The sequence below is a fragment of the Massilia phyllosphaerae genome, assembly GCF_034659755.1.
Lineage (GTDB): Bacteria > Pseudomonadota > Gammaproteobacteria > Burkholderiales > Burkholderiaceae_D > Telluria > Telluria phyllosphaerae.
The window spans coordinates 499,597-514,829 of sequence record NZ_JAXSQX010000003.1; the positions used below are offsets into that span (position 1 = coordinate 499,597).

The 15,233-nt window shown below is 66.7% G+C and carries 11 protein-coding genes; 8 read left to right on the forward strand and 3 right to left on the reverse strand.

The window, feature by feature from the left end:
• Nucleotides 1–150 precede the first annotated feature (150 nt).
• Together soxC and U1H99_RS14870 are read left to right on the forward strand one after the other, a co-directional pair.
• A complete protein-coding gene (gene soxC / locus U1H99_RS14865; RefSeq protein WP_323142497.1) occupies nt 151–1,350 on the forward strand; it encodes a sulfite dehydrogenase in 1,200 nt (399 codons plus the stop codon).
• Nucleotides 1,337–1,912, forward strand: coding sequence for a c-type cytochrome (locus U1H99_RS14870; protein WP_323142498.1), 576 nt, complete (start codon nt 1,337–1,339; stop codon nt 1,910–1,912). Before soxC ends, U1H99_RS14870 begins: the two co-directional genes overlap by 14 nt.
• On the opposite strand, the gene U1H99_RS14875 is transcribed toward U1H99_RS14870, so the two are convergent.
• Complete coding sequence (locus U1H99_RS14875; protein WP_323142499.1) at nt 1,893–2,372, reverse strand: GNAT family N-acetyltransferase; 480 nt, start codon at nt 2,370–2,372, stop codon at nt 1,893–1,895. The two genes, U1H99_RS14870 and U1H99_RS14875, sit on opposite strands and share 20 nt — an antisense overlap.
• Before the next feature lie 2 nt (nt 2,373–2,374).
• A complete protein-coding gene (locus tag U1H99_RS14880; RefSeq protein WP_323142500.1) occupies nt 2,375–4,732 on the reverse strand; it encodes a Tex family protein in 2,358 nt (785 codons plus the stop codon).
• Between the two features lie 217 nt (nt 4,733–4,949).
• On the opposite strand from U1H99_RS14880, the gene U1H99_RS14885 reads away from it, so the two are divergent.
• The gene (locus U1H99_RS14885; RefSeq protein ID WP_323142501.1) at nt 4,950–6,773 is read left to right on the forward strand and encodes a putative bifunctional diguanylate cyclase/phosphodiesterase; all 1,824 of its coding nucleotides are present in this window, start codon (nt 4,950–4,952) and stop codon (nt 6,771–6,773) included.
• Between the two features lie 91 nt (nt 6,774–6,864).
• Here U1H99_RS14885 and U1H99_RS14890 read toward each other — a convergent pair whose 3' ends face one another.
• The gene (locus U1H99_RS14890; RefSeq protein ID WP_323142502.1) at nt 6,865–7,887 is read right to left on the reverse strand and encodes an MBL fold metallo-hydrolase; all 1,023 of its coding nucleotides are present in this window, start codon (nt 7,885–7,887) and stop codon (nt 6,865–6,867) included.
• Nucleotides 7,888–8,008: 121 nt separating this feature from the next.
• Between U1H99_RS14890 and U1H99_RS14895 the strand changes: the two genes are divergently transcribed.
• The 5 genes from U1H99_RS14895 (at nt 8,009) to U1H99_RS14915 (ending at nt 14,936) form a co-directional block, all read left to right on the forward strand.
• The gene (locus tag U1H99_RS14895; RefSeq protein WP_323142503.1) at nt 8,009–8,626 is read left to right on the forward strand and encodes a TetR/AcrR family transcriptional regulator; all 618 of its coding nucleotides are present in this window, start codon (nt 8,009–8,011) and stop codon (nt 8,624–8,626) included.
• A gap of 242 nt (nt 8,627–8,868) precedes the next feature.
• Nucleotides 8,869–11,979, forward strand: coding sequence for a DEAD/DEAH box helicase (locus U1H99_RS14900; protein WP_323142504.1), 3,111 nt, complete (start codon nt 8,869–8,871; stop codon nt 11,977–11,979).
• Between the two features lie 188 nt (nt 11,980–12,167).
• Nucleotides 12,168–13,373, forward strand: a complete 1,206-nt coding sequence (locus U1H99_RS14905) for a PAS domain-containing sensor histidine kinase (RefSeq protein WP_323142505.1) — start codon at nt 12,168–12,170, stop codon at nt 13,371–13,373.
• Nucleotides 13,374–13,394: 21 nt separating this feature from the next.
• Nucleotides 13,395–14,075 carry a response regulator transcription factor gene (locus U1H99_RS14910; protein WP_141836709.1) on the forward strand — a complete coding sequence of 227 codons (681 nt, stop codon included), beginning with the start codon at nt 13,395–13,397 and terminating at the stop codon, nt 14,073–14,075.
• 156 nt (nt 14,076–14,231) lie between these two features.
• Nucleotides 14,232–14,936, forward strand: coding sequence for a transposase (locus U1H99_RS14915; RefSeq protein ID WP_323142506.1), 705 nt, complete (start codon nt 14,232–14,234; stop codon nt 14,934–14,936).
• Nucleotides 14,937–15,233 lie beyond the last annotated feature (297 nt).

The window sequence follows — 15,233 nt, forward strand, 5'->3', positions numbered from 1 at the left end:
TGCCGTTGACGGTGACTTTCGCAGCGGCGTAAAGTTATCAGCTCTTCAATTGCTGATGGGAACACGATGGACATCGCTTGACCAGATGCCGACGCGCCGGCAGCGGCGCCGGCGTCACCGCGCAGGCGCCGCTTCATCGCGCGCGGCGCCGTGGCCTCGCTGGCCGCCGCCGGCGGCAGCGCCGTGGCGGACAACCTGCCGCCGAATCTGCCGCCAAATGTGCCGCAATGGATGCGCGAGCCCGGCGCCGGCTTCCTGAATCCGGCCTACGGCTTGCCCTCGCCGTTCGAAAAGAACGTGCTGCGCAAGCTGCCGGACCAGCCGTCGCCGTTTCCCACCGCCACCCGCACCCCCTTGCAAAGCTTGTTCGGCACGAATACGCCGAACGGCCTGTTCTTCGAGCGCCACCACGCCGGCGTGCCGGCCATCGATCCGGCCCAGCACCGCCTGATGCTGCATGGCCTGGTCGAGCGGCCGCTGTTGCTGAGCATGAAGGACCTGCTGCGCTTTCCCGCCGTCTCGCGCAGCCATTTCATCGAGTGTTCCGGCAACAGCATGGCCGAATTCAAGGCACCCGGCAAAGGCAGCGTGCAGGACATCGACGGCTTGATCAGCGGCGCCGAATGGACCGGCGTGCGCCTGGCCGACGTGCTGCGCGAAGCCGGCCTGAAAGCGTCAGCCAGCTGGATCCTGGCCGAGGGCGCCGACGCGGCGGCCATGACGCGCAGCATCCCGCTGGCCAAGGCGCTCGACGATGCGCTGCTGGTCTACGGCCAGAACGGCGAGATGCTGCGCCCGGAGCAGGGCTACCCCTTGCGCTTGCTGCTGCCCGGCTTCGAGGGCAACATGAACATCAAGTGGCTGCGCCGCCTGAAAGTAGGCGACGCGCCGTTCCAGACGCGCGAGGAAACCGCCAAGTACACCGACCTGATGCCGGACGGGACGGCGCGCCAGTTCACCTTCGCGATGGGCGTGAAATCGGTGATCACGGCGCCTTCGGCACGCCAGGTGCTGGACGGCCACGGGTTCCGCGAGATCAGCGGCCTGGCCTGGAGCGGGCATGGACGCATCAGCCGGGTCGAGGTGTCGCTCGACGGCGGCCGGCAGTGGCAGGCGGCGACGCTGGACGGGCCGGTGCAAAGCCGGGCCCTGACCCGCTTTCGCCTGCCATGGGTGTGGTCGGGACAGGAAGCGATCCTGCAAAGCCGCGCCGTCGACGAAGCGGGGAACGTGCAGCCGACCCGCGCGGCATTGATCGGGACCGACGGCCAGAACTCGATCTATCACTACAACGCCATCCAGAGCTGGAAGGTCGCATCGAATGGCGAGGTGTCGAATGTCCACGTCTAAGACCATCGCTGTGCTGGCCGTGGCGGGTGCGGCTGCCGTGGCGCTGGCTGCCTGCGCGCCGGCGGCCCCGCGCCCTGAAATGGAAAAAGGCGCGGCACCACGCGAGGCGACGCGCCTGGGACTCGGCCAGACGCCCGGCGCCGACCAGATCCGCGGCTGGGATATCGACGTGCGCGCCGACGGCGCCGGGCTGCCGCCCGGTTCCGGCTCGGTGGCCCGGGGGCGGGCGATCTACGAGGCGCGCTGCCTGTCGTGCCACGGCACCAACGTCGACAAGGGGATTGCGCCGCGCCTGGCGGGCGGGCAGGGCACGCTGGCCAGCAAGGCGCCGGTGCTCACGGTCGGCAGCTACTGGCCGTATGCCACCACGCTGTACGACTACATCCACCGCGCCATGCCGCTCGACAGCCCGCAATCGCTGACGCCTGACGAGGTATATGCGGTGACCGCCTACACGCTGCACCTGAACGGCATCCTGAAAGCCGACGCGGTGCTCGATGCGGCGTCGCTGGCCGCCATCCGGATGCCGAACCGGGACGGGTTCAAGCCGGTATTGAAATAACAGGGTAGTCCGACCCGCAGCGCTTGCCGAAACACAGGGCTTCCGGCCGTCCGGCGTACTTGCCGTAATTCGGTATCACCCGGTAGCCATGCTTTTCGTAAAAGGCGACCGCGCGCGCGTTGACCCTGCGGGTTTCCAGCCACACCTCGGTGTAGCCGAAGCCGGCGGCCTGGCGCTCCAACGCCGCCAGCAGGTGCACGCCGGCGCCGCTGCCGGGCCGCGCATACATCCGCTTGAGCTCGGCCACCGATCCGGACAGCGGACGCAGGGCGCCGCAGCCGGCCGGCTTGCTGTCGCCATCGCGCGCCAGCAGGAAGCAGCTCCCTGGCTCGCGCACGCCGGCCGCATCGAAGGAGGCCGACCCGTCGCTGCCGGTGATCGCCGCCAGCGCCGCGCCCAGTTCCGCCAGCAGCACGCGGGCGTCGGGCGATGCCGGGTCGGCGCGGGCGATCGTGAACATGCTTATTTCTTGAGCTTGGCGAATGCCGCCGCCATGGCACCGCCCGCTGCCGCCGGCGCCGAGCGTTCCTGGCGCTGCTGTTGCTGGCCCATGCGCTTGCGGTCATCGCGGTCGCCGCGCTGCTGCGGTTGCGAGCCTGCCTGCGGCGCGCTGTCCGACAAACGCATGGTCAGCGCGATGCGCTTGCGCTTGACGTCGACTTCGAGCACTTTTACCTTGACCACCTGGCCGGCTTTTACGACCGTGTGCGGGTCCTTGACGAAGGTGTTCGACAGCGCCGAGATGTGCACCAGGCCGTCCTGGTGCACGCCGATATCGACAAAGGCGCCGAAGGCGGCGACGTTGGTCACCACGCCTTCCAGGATCATGTCCGGACGCAGGTCGCTGATCTCTTCCACGCCTTCCTTGAAGGTGGCCGTGGTGAATTCCGGACGCGGATCGCGTCCCGGCTTTTCCAGTTCCTTCAGGATGTCGGACACGGTCGGCACGCCGAATTTTTCATCGGCATACTTGGCCGGGTTCAGCGACTTCACCAGCGCGCCGTCGCCGATCACGTGCTTGATGTCGCGCTGGATGTCCAGCAGGATCTTCTGCACCACCGGATACGATTCCGGGTGCACCGCCGACGCGTCCAGCGGATTCTCGCCGCCCATCACGCGCAGGAAACCGGCGGCCTGTTCGAAGGTTTTATCACCCAGGCGCGGCACACTCTTCAGGGCTGCGCGCGAGGCGAACGCACCCTTGGCATCGCGATAGTTGACGATGCTCTGGGCCACGCTGGCCGATAAACCGGACACGCGCGCCAGCAGCGGCGCCGACGCCGTGTTGACGTCCACGCCGACCGCGTTCACGCAATCCTCGACCACGGCGTCGAGCTGGCGCGCGAGCTGGGTCTGCGACACGTCGTGCTGGTACTGGCCGACGCCGATGCTCTTCGGGTCGATTTTCACGAGTTCCGCCAGCGGATCCTGCAGGCGGCGCGCGATCGAGACCGCGCCGCGGATCGAGACGTCGAGGTCGGGCAGCTCGCGCGACGCGAATTCCGACGCCGAATACACCGAGGCGCCGGCTTCCGACACCACGATCTTGGTCAGTTTCAGGTCAGGCTGCTGCTTGATCAAGTCCTGCGCCAGTTTATCGGTCTCGCGCGACGCGGTGCCGTTGCCGATCGAGATCAGGGACACCTTGTGCTTGGCCGCGAGCTTGGCCAGCGTGTGCAGCGAGCCGTCCCAGTCGTTGCGCGGCGCGTGCGGATAGATGGTGGCGGTGTCGACCACTTTACCGGTCGGGTCGACCACCGCGACCTTGACGCCGGTACGCAGGCCCGGGTCCAGGCCCATGGTGGCATGCGGGCCGGCCGGCGCCGCCAGCAGCAGGGCCTTCAAATTGCGCGCAAACACCTGGATCGCATCGGTTTCCGCCTTGTCGCGCAGCAGGCCCATCAGTTCAGTCTCGATGTACATGAAGCTTTTTACGCGCCAGGTCCAGCGCGCCGTATCCTGCAGCCATTTGTCGGCCGGGCGGCCGGCGCCCTTGATGCCGAAGCGCGCGGCGATGCGGCTTTCGCACGGGTTCAGCGGGGCATCCCACTTCGGCTTTTCAAGCTCGGTATCGAGGCGCAGCGTCACGTCGAGGATGCCTTCGCGGCGGCCGCGCATCAGTGCCAGCGCACGGTGCGAGGGCACGGTCGACAGGGTTTCCGAGTAATCGAAGTAGTCGGCGAACTTTTCGCCTTCGTCCTGCTTGCCCTCGACCACCTTCGATTCGACCATGCCGTGTTCCTGCACGTATTCGCGCAGCGCCTGCAGCAGTTCGGCGTCTTCCGCAAAACGTTCCATCAGGATCTGGCGCGCGCCGTCGAGCGCGGCCTTGGTGTCCGCCACGCCCGGGTTGTTGACGCCGTCGGCATTGGTGAAGGCCTCGCGCAGGTACTGGGTGGCGACGGTGTCCGGATGCTGCGACGGATCGGCCAGCAGGGCGTCCGCCAGCGGCGCCAGCCCGGCCTCGATCGCGATCTGGGCCTTGGTGCGGCGCTTCTGTTTATACGGCAGGTAGAGATCTTCCAGGCGGGTCTTGTCCTCGGCCAGCGCCAGCGCCTGCAGCAGTTCCGGCGTCATCTTGTTCTGCTCGGTGATCGAGGCGATCACGGCAGCGCGCCGGTCTTCCAGTTCGCGCAGGTAGCGCAGGCGCTCTTCCAGCAGGCGCAGCTGGACGTCGTCCAGGCCGCCGGTGGCTTCCTTGCGGTAGCGGGCGATGAAGGGGACGGTCGCGCCTTCATCGAGGAGGGCGATGGCGGCGGCCACCTGCACCGGTTTGGCGGACAGTTCTTGGGCGAGGCGTTGTTCGATGGACGGCAGCATGGAGTCGGGCAGTGGTATGGATCAGAGTGGCAATGATACGCAAACCGGGCAGATTCGCCAGTCTTGACAGCGGCCGCGGCGCATGGAAGGCGCCCATGCGCGGCGGGTAAGCATCCACAAATAAGAATGCACAATTGACTGTATCCAGTCATGTCGCTATGCCATCCCCATGCGAGCAGGAGTAGGATGGAGGAACCCATCATTATTCTGCGTAACCATGGAAAGTGCGCGCCGCCCCCAGACCCGCCCTGAGCGGGAAGTCCAGCCAGTACTGGCGCCGACCGACCCACGGCTCGATTGCATTACCGAACTGGCGGTCAAGGCCACCGGCACCAGCATCGGCGGCGTCAGCCTGGTGTTCCAGTCGCAGATGTGGGTACCCGGGCGCTATGGCGTTGGCGATGCTTACCTGCCGCGCGTGGGGTCCTTCTGCGACACCGCGCTCGAAGTCGGCGAGGACTGGTTCGAAGTGCCGGATGCTTCCAACGATCCGCGCTTCGCGGACAATCCCGTCGTGGCCGTGGCGCGACTGTGCCACTATGCCGCCGTGCTGCTGCGTGGGGCCGGCGGTCACGTGTTCGGCACGCTCTGGGTGATGGGCAAGGAGGCGCGCACCCTCCACGCCGACCAGGCGGCCCAGCTGCGCCTGCTCGGCGAGGTGGCGGCGGAGACCCTGAATGCACGCTACTGCGACAGCGCCACCGGCCTGTACAAGCGCGAGGTGTTCGCGCATCACCTGCAGTGCCTGCTCGACCATGCCGAGGACGGCGCCGAGCTGACGGTCGGCTACGTCGACCTGATCGGCTTTCGCCAGCTGAACCACGCCGTCGGCCGTGCCCAGGGCGACGCCATCCTGCGCCTGGTCGGCGAGCGCATCGTGGCCTGGGGTGGCTTGTACGGGCTGACCGGCCACCTGGGCGGCGACCGTTTCGCGTTTGCCATGGATGCTGTGCTGCAGGATAGCGCGGCCAGGATCGATGCATTGCGGGACGTGCTGGATGCGCCTTTCGATACCGCGTCGGGACAGCGTCGGCTGCATGCCCGCATCGGTATCGTGCGGCACCCCGCCGGCGGCGTGCTGGCTGGCGCGCATGATGCCGCCCACGATGGCGCCTTGTCCCTGCTGGATGGTGCGGAAGCGGCCGCCCATGCGGTGGGTCACGCGCGCAGCGCCAGCGTCATCCGCGAGTACGACCAGGGCCTGCGGGCCGGCACGCAGCTGCGCATGGAACTGCAAGCCTTGCAGCGCGGGGCCGGCGATGCCGGCGCGCTGGAAGTGCATTACCAGCCCCAGGTGGATCTGGCGCAGGGCCGCCTGATCGGCCTGGAGGCACTGGTGCGCTGGCGGCATCCGGTATTGGGATTGCTCGGGCCCAACCGGTTCATCGGACTGGCCGAGCATGCCGGCGATATCGTCGAGCTCGACCTGCATGTACTGGCCCGTGTCTGCACCGACCTGCAGGCGTGGCTGGCAGACGGCCTGGTGCCCGCGCCGGTGTCCCTGAACGCGTCGCGCGCCACGCTGCTGCATCCTGAGGTGCTGCCGCGCATACGCGACCTGCTCGCGCGTAGCGGCGTGCCCGGCCATCTGCTGGAAGTCGAGGTGACCGAAAGCCAGCTGCTCGAATCGCCCCAGCTGCTGTCCGAACGGGTGGCCGCGCTGCGCGCACTCGGCCTGCGCATCGCGGTCGACGATTTCGGCACCGGCTATTCGAACCTCGACACGCTCAGCAGCTTCTGCTTCGACCGCCTCAAGGCCGACCGCCGTTTCGTGCACGGCGTGGCAAGCAACCAGCGCACGGCCGGCCTGCTGACCCTGATACACGGGGTCGCCGCCGTGTTCGATGCCGAACTGCTGTGCGAAGGCGTGGAGCGCCAGGAAGATCTCGACTGGCTGCGCGGCAGGGACATGGGCTGCGTGCAGGGCTGGTATTTCAGCCCGGCGCGCCCGGCCGAGACGGTGCAAGGCTGGCTGGCCGGCCTGGGCAAGGACAGCAACGGCAGGCTCGATCCGGTGGCGTTGCGCGCCCTGCTGCGCTAGCGATGGCAAACCTTGCGCCGGCCCGGTACCCGGCCAGCTGCCTTGCACAGCCGGCGCGTCGCCGACGTCGCCGCGCATGCCGGCTGGCGGCTCATTTGACGGCGCGCCACCATGGCCGGCCAGGGTGCGGCTGCACCAGGTCGAGCGGTTCTCCGATCTCCGGCGTCGACAGGGCCACGCCGCGCGCTTGCGCCAGCGCCGAGATGCGCTCGAACGGGTCCTGCCAGCGGTGCAGGCTGAGGTCGAAGGTGCCGTTGTGGATCGGCACCAGCCACTTGCCTTTCAGGTCGAGGAAGGCTTGCAGGGTTTCCTCGGGCTGCATGTGGACGTCCGGCCATTGCTTGTCGTAGGCGCCGGTTTCCAGCAGGGCCACGTCGAACGGGCCATATTTGGCGCCGATGTCCTTGAAGCCGCTGAAATAGCCGCTGTCGCCGCTGAAGAACACGCGCAGGTCCTGGTGCAGGATGACCCACGATGCCCACAGCGTCGTATTGCGGTCGCCCAGGCCGCGGCCCGAGAAATGCTGGGACGGCGTCGCCACGAAGCGTACGCCGTCGATCTCGGTGCCCTGCCACCAGTCGAACTGATGGATCTTGGCGGCGTCGATCCCCCAGCCGGCCAGGCGGTCGCCCACGCCCAGCGGTGCCAGGAAGTGGGTGGTCTTGCCGGCCAGCGCCTTGACCGCGGCTTCGTCGAGGTGGTCGTAATGGTCGTGCGACAGGATCACCGCCTTGATCGGCGGCAGCTCCTCGATCGTGATCGGCGGCGCATGGAAGCGTGCCGGTCCGGCCCACTGCACCGGCGACGCGCGCTTCGAGAACACCGGGTCGGTCAGATAGAACTCGCCGGCCAGCTTGAGCAGGAGGGTCGAGTGGCCGAGCCGGAACAGGGTGTTGTCGGGCGCCGCCAGCAGGTCGGCCCGGCTCAGGGTTCGTACCGGAATCGCGCCTTCCGGCACGGTGCCGGCCGGCTTGTGGACCATGAAGTTCCACCACAGGCTGACCATCTCGCCGAAGCTGTGCTCGTGCATCGGTACCGGGTTGCGGAATTTCCCGTCGTGGAATTGGGGAGAGGTCGCGGGGGCAGGCGTCGACGCCAGGGTAGAACCGGTCATGAGCAGGACTCCAAAAAGGGCATTCGTCAGAAGGCGCATCGCGTTGGATAAATGTAAATGTACACTACACAGTGTAGTTTCCGTTTTTGAGAAAGTAAACTAGCGAGTGTAGAATTATCCGATGGACGCACCAACCCGCCTTACCGACCGCAAGCGCCAGGCCATTCTCAAGGCCGCCGCCGAACAATTCCGTGCCTGTGGCTTCGAGGCCACCAGCGTGGACCGGATCGCTGCCGCCGCAGGGGTGTCCAAGCGCACCGTGTACAACCATTTCCCGAGCAAGGACGAGCTGTTCGCGGAGACGCTGGTGCAATTGTTCCAGAGCGAGGCCGAGGCGCTGGACTTGCCTTATCGCCGCGCCCTCGGCTTGCGCGAACAATTGACCGAGCTGTTGGCGCACAAGATGCGCACGCTGGCCGAGCGCGATTTCATCGACCTGGCCCGGGTCGCGGTGGCCGAGGCGATCCACGCGCCCGCGCACGCGCGCGCCGTGTTCGACCGCATCGGCGAACGCGAGGAGGGACTCACCGCCTGGATCCGCGCCGCCCAGGCCGACGGCAGGCTGAAACCGGGCGACCCTGCATTTGCTTCCACCCTGCTGCAAGGCCATATCAAGACCTTCGCGTTCTGGCCGCAAGTCACCCTGGGCGCCGCACCGCTGGATGCGCAGGCGCAGGCGCGTCTCATCGACGCGTCGGTGTCGATGTTCCTGGCTTACTTCGGTAGCGGCGCCGACTGACACCTGCGGACTGGCTGTCGCTGTCGGAAGGCTGCCAAAACGCGCGCAAGCTTGCTCAATCTCCCAACAATCGATGTTTACGAGTGCAGGTGCTAGAAAAAACCTGCGGAAGAGTGTAACTTTTACTCCTTTCGGCTTGTAAAGTTTCATCCTGCTACGTGCGATCACGAACAAAACAGTTCTGTCCGTATAGAGGATAATAAACATTGTTGTTTTTTCAAATCCCAGATTCCTGAGACCCCATGCACACAGTTGATTTTCCTCGCGACGATACCAGCGACGCCCCGCCGGCTCGAGCGCCCGCACGCGCACCTGTCCTGCCCGCCCCGGTATTGAGCTGGCTGCAAAGGGTCGAAGCGGCAGCGCATCCGCAACCCAAGCTGACCGCCGAAGTGGCTGACCCCAAGGCTGTCCAGTACAAATTCGTTTATGTCATGGCCCCGACCAGCGGTGGCCGCCATGTCGCGGTGTGCCTGTGCAAGGCGCGCCTGCGTCCGAACGGGGACGTGGCGTCGGCCAGTCCGGTTGGCGAAGTGTTCTCGCTGCTGTCGGCGCCGCCCGCCTATCTCGAAGGGGATGACGAGGATCTGGTGCGTTTCTTCATCGCCATGCGCAGCGGTTCCAACCAGAGCACCAGCGCGACCGAGCCCAAGGGCAAGGTCGGCGCCATCCTGCTGGCGCAATTGCTGGCGCAAGGTAAATTGCTGTGGGCTAATTCTTGGTCGGACATGAGCAACGGCTTGCTGTATCCGTTGCAGGCCGGCCCGGAGCGCCAGGCCAACCTCACCTGGCGCGACGAGGGCCGTACTGCCAAGCTCGGCTGGTCGGTGGAACCGGCCAAGGGCGCCAACCACCCGGGCGCCGACCTGGTCGACTACATGCTGCCGACCGATCCGCCGTGGTATATCGACAACCTGTCCTGCGGTCCGCTGGCCCTGAACCGCGGCGGCATCGATATTTCGCTGGCCGACCTGCAGGCTCTGGTGTCGCAGGCGCCACCGCTGGCGGGCAACGACAAGAAGCGCGTGTCGCAACTGTTGCTGGCGCACGGCCTGCAGCAGCTGATGCCGCTGCCGCAGCCGCTCACGCAGCGCATCCGCACCGACGTCAAGCCGCAGCCGCACCTGCTGCTGGATGCGGTGCAGGTGGCCGACGGCACGACCCAGCGCTGGCAGGATTTCGCCGTGCTGTCGTTCGACTACGACGGCCAGCGCGTGTCCTTCGACCCGGCCCAGCGCGTGGTGCGCCAGATCGGCGACGTCACCGAAGTGATCCAGCGCAACGAGGCATTCGAAGCCGCGGCGCTCGACATGCTGCACGAGATCGGCTTCCGCAAGCCGGCCACGGCGCCCCTGTCGGCACTGGCCGGCGCGCAGTTGCTGGACAGCCAGGCGCATTGGCTGCGCTTTGCCGAAAACGAACTGGATGCGCTGTCCGACATCGGCTGGCACCTGCAGAAGTCGCCCAAGTACCGCTACGACGTGGTGCCGGTCGAGGACTGGTATGCCCAGATCGAAGAGCCGGCCGAGGCGGGTAACGCCTGGTTCGAGCTGGAACTGGGCATCGTGGTCAACCGCAAGCGCGTGCCACTGCTGCCGGTGCTGGTGCAACTCATCCGCAGCACGCCGCTCGATTTCAATCCGGAAGTGCTGGCCTTCCACGGCGAAGCCGACCAGATGCTGGCGACCCTGCCCGACGGCCTGCGCGTGGCGCTGCCCTGGGGCCGCGTCAAACCGATCCTGTCGACGCTGGGCGAGCTGTATTTCAACGACAAGATCAAGAGCAAGGTGCGCCTGTCGACGCTGGACGCGGCGCGCCTCGAAGAGCTGGCGCGCGGCGCCGCCTTCAACTGGACCGGCGGCGAACGCCTGCGCGAGACCGGCCGCAAGCTGAGCCAGTTCGGCAAAGTGAAAAAGGTCGATGCGCCGAAGGGCTTGCAGGCGACCCTGCGCGACTACCAGCTGGACGGCCTGGCCTGGATGCAATTCCTGCGCGAGTACGACCTCGGCGGCATCCTGGCCGACGACATGGGTCTTGGTAAAACCGTGCAGACCATCGCCCACATCCTCACCGAAAAGGAAGCCGGCCGCCTGACCGCGCCGGCGCTGGTGATCGCGCCGACCAGCCTGATGGCCAACTGGATGGAAGAATCGGCGCGCTTCGCGCCCGACCTGAAGGTGCTGCTGCTGCAGGGCAAGGAGCGCATGGACTTGTTCGACCAGATCGACCAGGCCGACATCGTGCTGACCACCTACGCGCTGCTGCCGCGCGACGAGGAAAAGCTGCGCGAGCACGAGTACCACCTGGTGATCCTGGACGAATCGCACTACATCAAGAACACCCGCTCGAAGGCGGCGCAGACGGCCGGTTCGCTGAATGCGCGCCATCGCCTGTGCCTGTCCGGCACGCCGCTGGAAAACCACCTGGGCGAGCTGTGGTCGCAGTTCCACTTCCTGCTGCCGGGCCTGCTCGGCGACGAGAAGACCTTCAACAGCCAGTTCCGCCACCCGATCGAACGCCAGGACGACCCGGTGCGGCGCGCGCTGCTGAACCGCCGCATTAAGCCCTTCCTGCTGCGCCGGACCAAGGACAATGTGGCCAAGGAACTGCCGCAAAAGACCGAAATGATCCGCCGCATCGAGATCAGCGGTCCCCAGCGCGACCTGTACGAAACCGTGCGCCTGGCGATGGACAAGAAGGTGCGCGAGGAAATCGACCGCAAGGGCGTGGCGCGCAGCCAGATCGTCATCCTCGAAGCGCTGCTGAAACTGCGCCAGGTCTGCTGCGACCCGCGTCTTGTCAAAGCGATGCCGACCAAGAAGAACACGGCCGCCGTCTCCGCCAAGCTGACCGACCTGATGCAGATGGTCGACGACCTGCTGGGCGAAGGCCGCAAGATCCTGGTGTTCTCGCAATTCACCAGCATGCTCGGCCTGATCGAGGAAGAGCTGGACGCACGCAATATCCCGTACGCGATCCTCACCGGCGAAACGCGCGACCGCTCGGCCCAGGTTGCCGCCTTCCAGCAGGGCGCGGTGCCGATCTTCCTGATCAGCCTGAAAGCCGGCGGCGTCGGCCTCAACCTGACCGCGGCCGACACCGTGATCCACTACGACCCGTGGTGGAACCCGGCCGCCGAAAACCAGGCGACCGACCGCGCCTGGCGCATCGGGCAGGACAAGCCGGTGTTCGTCTATAAATTGATCGCGAAGGGTACGCTGGAAGAAAAGATCCAGCTGCTGCAGCAGAAGAAGTCGGAGCTGGCGCAATCGATCCTGGCCGAAGGCGAATCGCAGAAGATGGCGCTGACGCAGGAAGATCTGCAAGCCATTTTTGCGCCGCTCGAAGACTGAACGGCCTACCCCGTTCACCCCAACGAAACGCCGTCACCGCCTGCGCGGGACGGCGTTTTGTATTGACATATCTCCCCCACGCAACGCTCTAGAGCGGTTTGCCTAGTCAATTGTTGAGTCAGCGCACTATACTTGGCAACTTGGCAGTCTTTTGATTCCGACTGCAATCACTCATCCGGAAGGTTTCCATGCCCCGTAGCGCTTCCGTCCCCCCAGCCGGCCCGGCAGCGCTGGCCACGGCGGACGCCTTCCGTACCATTGCCGAGCTCGGCGGCGATGTCGCGTTCATCCTCGACTGCAGCACCCACACCCTGGCCTACCTCAGCCCCGGTCTCGACGACATGCTGGGCTATGGTCGTGTGGATATTGAACAACAGTTGGCCGAAGGCGGCGACGGCCCCCTGGCCGCCTTGTGCGGCGGCTTGCCGGCGCGGCTGCGGCGCTTCGCCGCCGGCGACGGATCGCGCCTGCGCGTGACGCGCGCCTTCGAGGTGCGCCGGCCGGATGGCCGTATCACCCCGGTGGAAGTGATCTCGACCCTGCTGGCGGATGACGCCGGACAGCCGCGTTCGCTGGCCGGGCTGGTGCGCGACCTGTCGGCGCGGCGCGCGCGCGAACACGAGCAGAAGCGCTTCGCCAGCATGCTGAACCACGAATTCCGCACCCCGCTGTCGACCATCGACGGCGCCGTCCAGCGCCTGGAAGCCACCGCTACCGCTACCGGTGCCGACGAGCCGACGCGCCAGCGCTACCGCAAGATCGCGGTCGCCACCGACCGCCTGATCGCCATGCTGGACGACTACCTGTCACCGGAACGGATGGCGGAACTGGGGCGCCAGCGCCAGCCGAACGCCGTGGCGCCGCGCCTGCTGCTGGAAGAACTGGTGGCCCAGGCGCGGGTGGCGGGCCGTCCGGTCAGCTTCGATGCGCACGACTTGCCGGCGGCGCTGCGCGGCGAACCGGCCGGCCTGCGCCTGGCGCTCAAGCTGGTGCTGGAGAATGCGCTGCGCCACACGCCGGCCGGCAGTCCGCTGCATGTCGGCGGGCGCCGCAGCGGCGGCGGCATCGAACTGGCGCTGCGCGACCAGGGGCCGGGCGTGGCGCCGGACGACCAGCCGCACATTTTCGACAAGGGCTACCGCGGCACCAACGCGGCCGGCACGCCCGGCAAGGGACTCGGCCTGTACATGGCGCGCTCGGTGGTCGAAGTCCACGGCGGTTCGCTGGGGATGGTGACGCCGGCCGGCGGCGGCGCCGAGTTCCGGCTGTGGCTGCCGGCCCAGGAAAGCACCGCGGATGCCGCCCCAAAACATCTTGCTTCCGGCGAGACCAACAGTGATAATCGGGCAGGCAACGTGGATAGCCACCCGACAACAATGCCGGGAAACACGTAATAAGAGAAACATGGCACACCCATGACGCAAATACTGATTGTTGAAGACAATGGCGATTACGCCGGCGACATGGCCGACTTCCTCAGGGAACTAGGTCACGAGGTGACGATCGCGACCACCGCCGGCGACATGTGGGCGGCCCTGACCCGCACCCCGGCCGCCGTGGTCGTACTCGACCTGGGCCTGCCCGACGAAGACGGTTTCAATGTGATCCCGCGCATGCGCCAGCTCTATCCCGAAATCGGCCTGCTGGTGCTGACCGGCCGGGTCGCGTTCGACAACCGCATCCTCGGCCTGCGCCTCGGCGCCGACCACTATCTGACCAAGCCGATCAAGTTCCCGGAACTGGCTGCCCACATCGAAGCCCTCGACCGCCGCGTGCGTCCGGCCGAGCCGGCCCCGGCGCCGAGCAAGTGGATGCTGCGCGTCTCGGCACGCCAGCTCGAGCTGATGGGCAAGGTGATCGACCTGACCGAAAAAGAGTGCAATTTTCTGCACCTGCTGACCATCAATACCCGCCCGGTGCCGCGCCAGGTGATCGTGGCCGGCATGGGCGGCGACGATCCGGATGCGAGCCGCCGCGTCGACATGCTGGTGTACCGGTTGCGCAAGAAGGCGCGTACCGGCCTGGGCCAGGACCTGCCGCTGCGCAGCGCCTATGGCGAAGGGTATAGCCTGTCGGCCGGATTCACGCTGGCCTGATCGTCAAGTTAGCGCTACAGTGGGCGCTTTCCCGCATTGCGCGAGACGGCCATGCCAGCGTCTGCAGCCCGGTCGCCGGCATGGCGCGCCGGGTGCCGGTTGGCGCGCTTCATGACGCCGCCGCCGCCTGCATCGAAGAATGAATGAGTTGCCGCCATGGCCCGCCAACCCCGACTGATCCTGCCGCACCAGCCGCACCACCTGGTCCAGCGCGGCAACGACAACATCGCCATCTTCCGCGACGACGAGGATTACGCGCGCTTCCTCGGCTGGCTGAAGGAGAGCGCCCGGTTCTACCACGTCGCCATCCACGCCTACGTGCTGCTGCCGGACCACCTGCAACTGCTGGCCACCCCCGCCGACGAAGACGGGCTGGCGCTGATGATGCAGAAAGTCGGGCGCCTGTACGTGCCCTGGTTCAATGCCAGGCACGGCCGCTCGGGCACGCTGTTCGGCGGCCGTTTCCGCACGGCCGTCATCGATCCGGTCCAGTACTTCCTGGCCTGCATGCGCTATATCGAATTGCACCCGGTGCGCCTGCAGCAGGCGGGCAGCGCAGCCGATTACCGCTGGTCGAGCTATGCCCACCACGCCGGCACGCGCGCCGATGCGCTGATCACCGATCACGCCACCTACTGGGATCTGGGTAATACGCCGTTCCAGCGCGAAGCCGCCTACATCGCGCTGGCGCAGCAGGGTTTGTCGATGGACGAACTGGACACCATCGACGCGGCCGTGCTGAAGGGTGGGGCGCTCGGCTCGCATGCGTTCAAAGCGGCATTGGAAAAAAAGACCAAGCGCCAGATACTGCCGGCCAAGCGCGGGCGCCCATTCAAGGTCACGCCGACCGAACCCCAATAAACGGGCCGAACAAGGGGGCCGCCGCAAGCCGCGCCCCCTGTGTTCGACCTGGCGCCCGGCCCCATCCGGACTTCACCCCCGGGTCCAGCGAAGCGGGTCGTCCAATGGGAACCCGCGTTCGATGCGGCAGAACCGACAAGCGGCCGGAGCAATACGCACACACTTCGCTCGACCACGTACACGCGCACTGGCGCGGTGTCGGCCTGTAGCGCGCCATCCGATCCAGCACCCGGCTAGTCTTACAACATTCCCGCAGCGATGCTAATGCATTGATTCGATTCAGGTATCCAGTCCATC

Bases quoted from the DNA above. Each gene is read 5' to 3' on its own strand.
- U1H99_RS14915 (WP_323142506.1), top strand. From the start codon at position 14,232: ATGGCCCGCCAACCCCGACTGATCCTGCCGCACCAGCCGCACCACCTG.
- U1H99_RS14875 (WP_323142499.1), bottom strand. From the start codon at position 2,372: ATGTTCACGATCGCCCGCGCCGACCCGGCATCGCCCGACGCCCGCGTG.
- U1H99_RS14905 (WP_323142505.1), top strand. From the start codon at position 12,168: ATGCCCCGTAGCGCTTCCGTCCCCCCAGCCGGCCCGGCAGCGCTGGCC.
- U1H99_RS14900 (WP_323142504.1), top strand. From the start codon at position 8,869: ATGCACACAGTTGATTTTCCTCGCGACGATACCAGCGACGCCCCGCCG.
- U1H99_RS14885 (WP_323142501.1), top strand. From the start codon at position 4,950: ATGGAAAGTGCGCGCCGCCCCCAGACCCGCCCTGAGCGGGAAGTCCAG.
- U1H99_RS14890 (WP_323142502.1), bottom strand. From the start codon at position 7,887: ATGACCGGTTCTACCCTGGCGTCGACGCCTGCCCCCGCGACCTCTCCC.
- U1H99_RS14870 (WP_323142498.1), top strand. From the start codon at position 1,337: ATGTCCACGTCTAAGACCATCGCTGTGCTGGCCGTGGCGGGTGCGGCT.
- U1H99_RS14880 (WP_323142500.1), bottom strand. From the start codon at position 4,732: ATGCTGCCGTCCATCGAACAACGCCTCGCCCAAGAACTGTCCGCCAAA.
- U1H99_RS14895 (WP_323142503.1), top strand. From the start codon at position 8,009: ATGGACGCACCAACCCGCCTTACCGACCGCAAGCGCCAGGCCATTCTC.
- U1H99_RS14910 (WP_141836709.1), top strand. From the start codon at position 13,395: ATGACGCAAATACTGATTGTTGAAGACAATGGCGATTACGCCGGCGAC.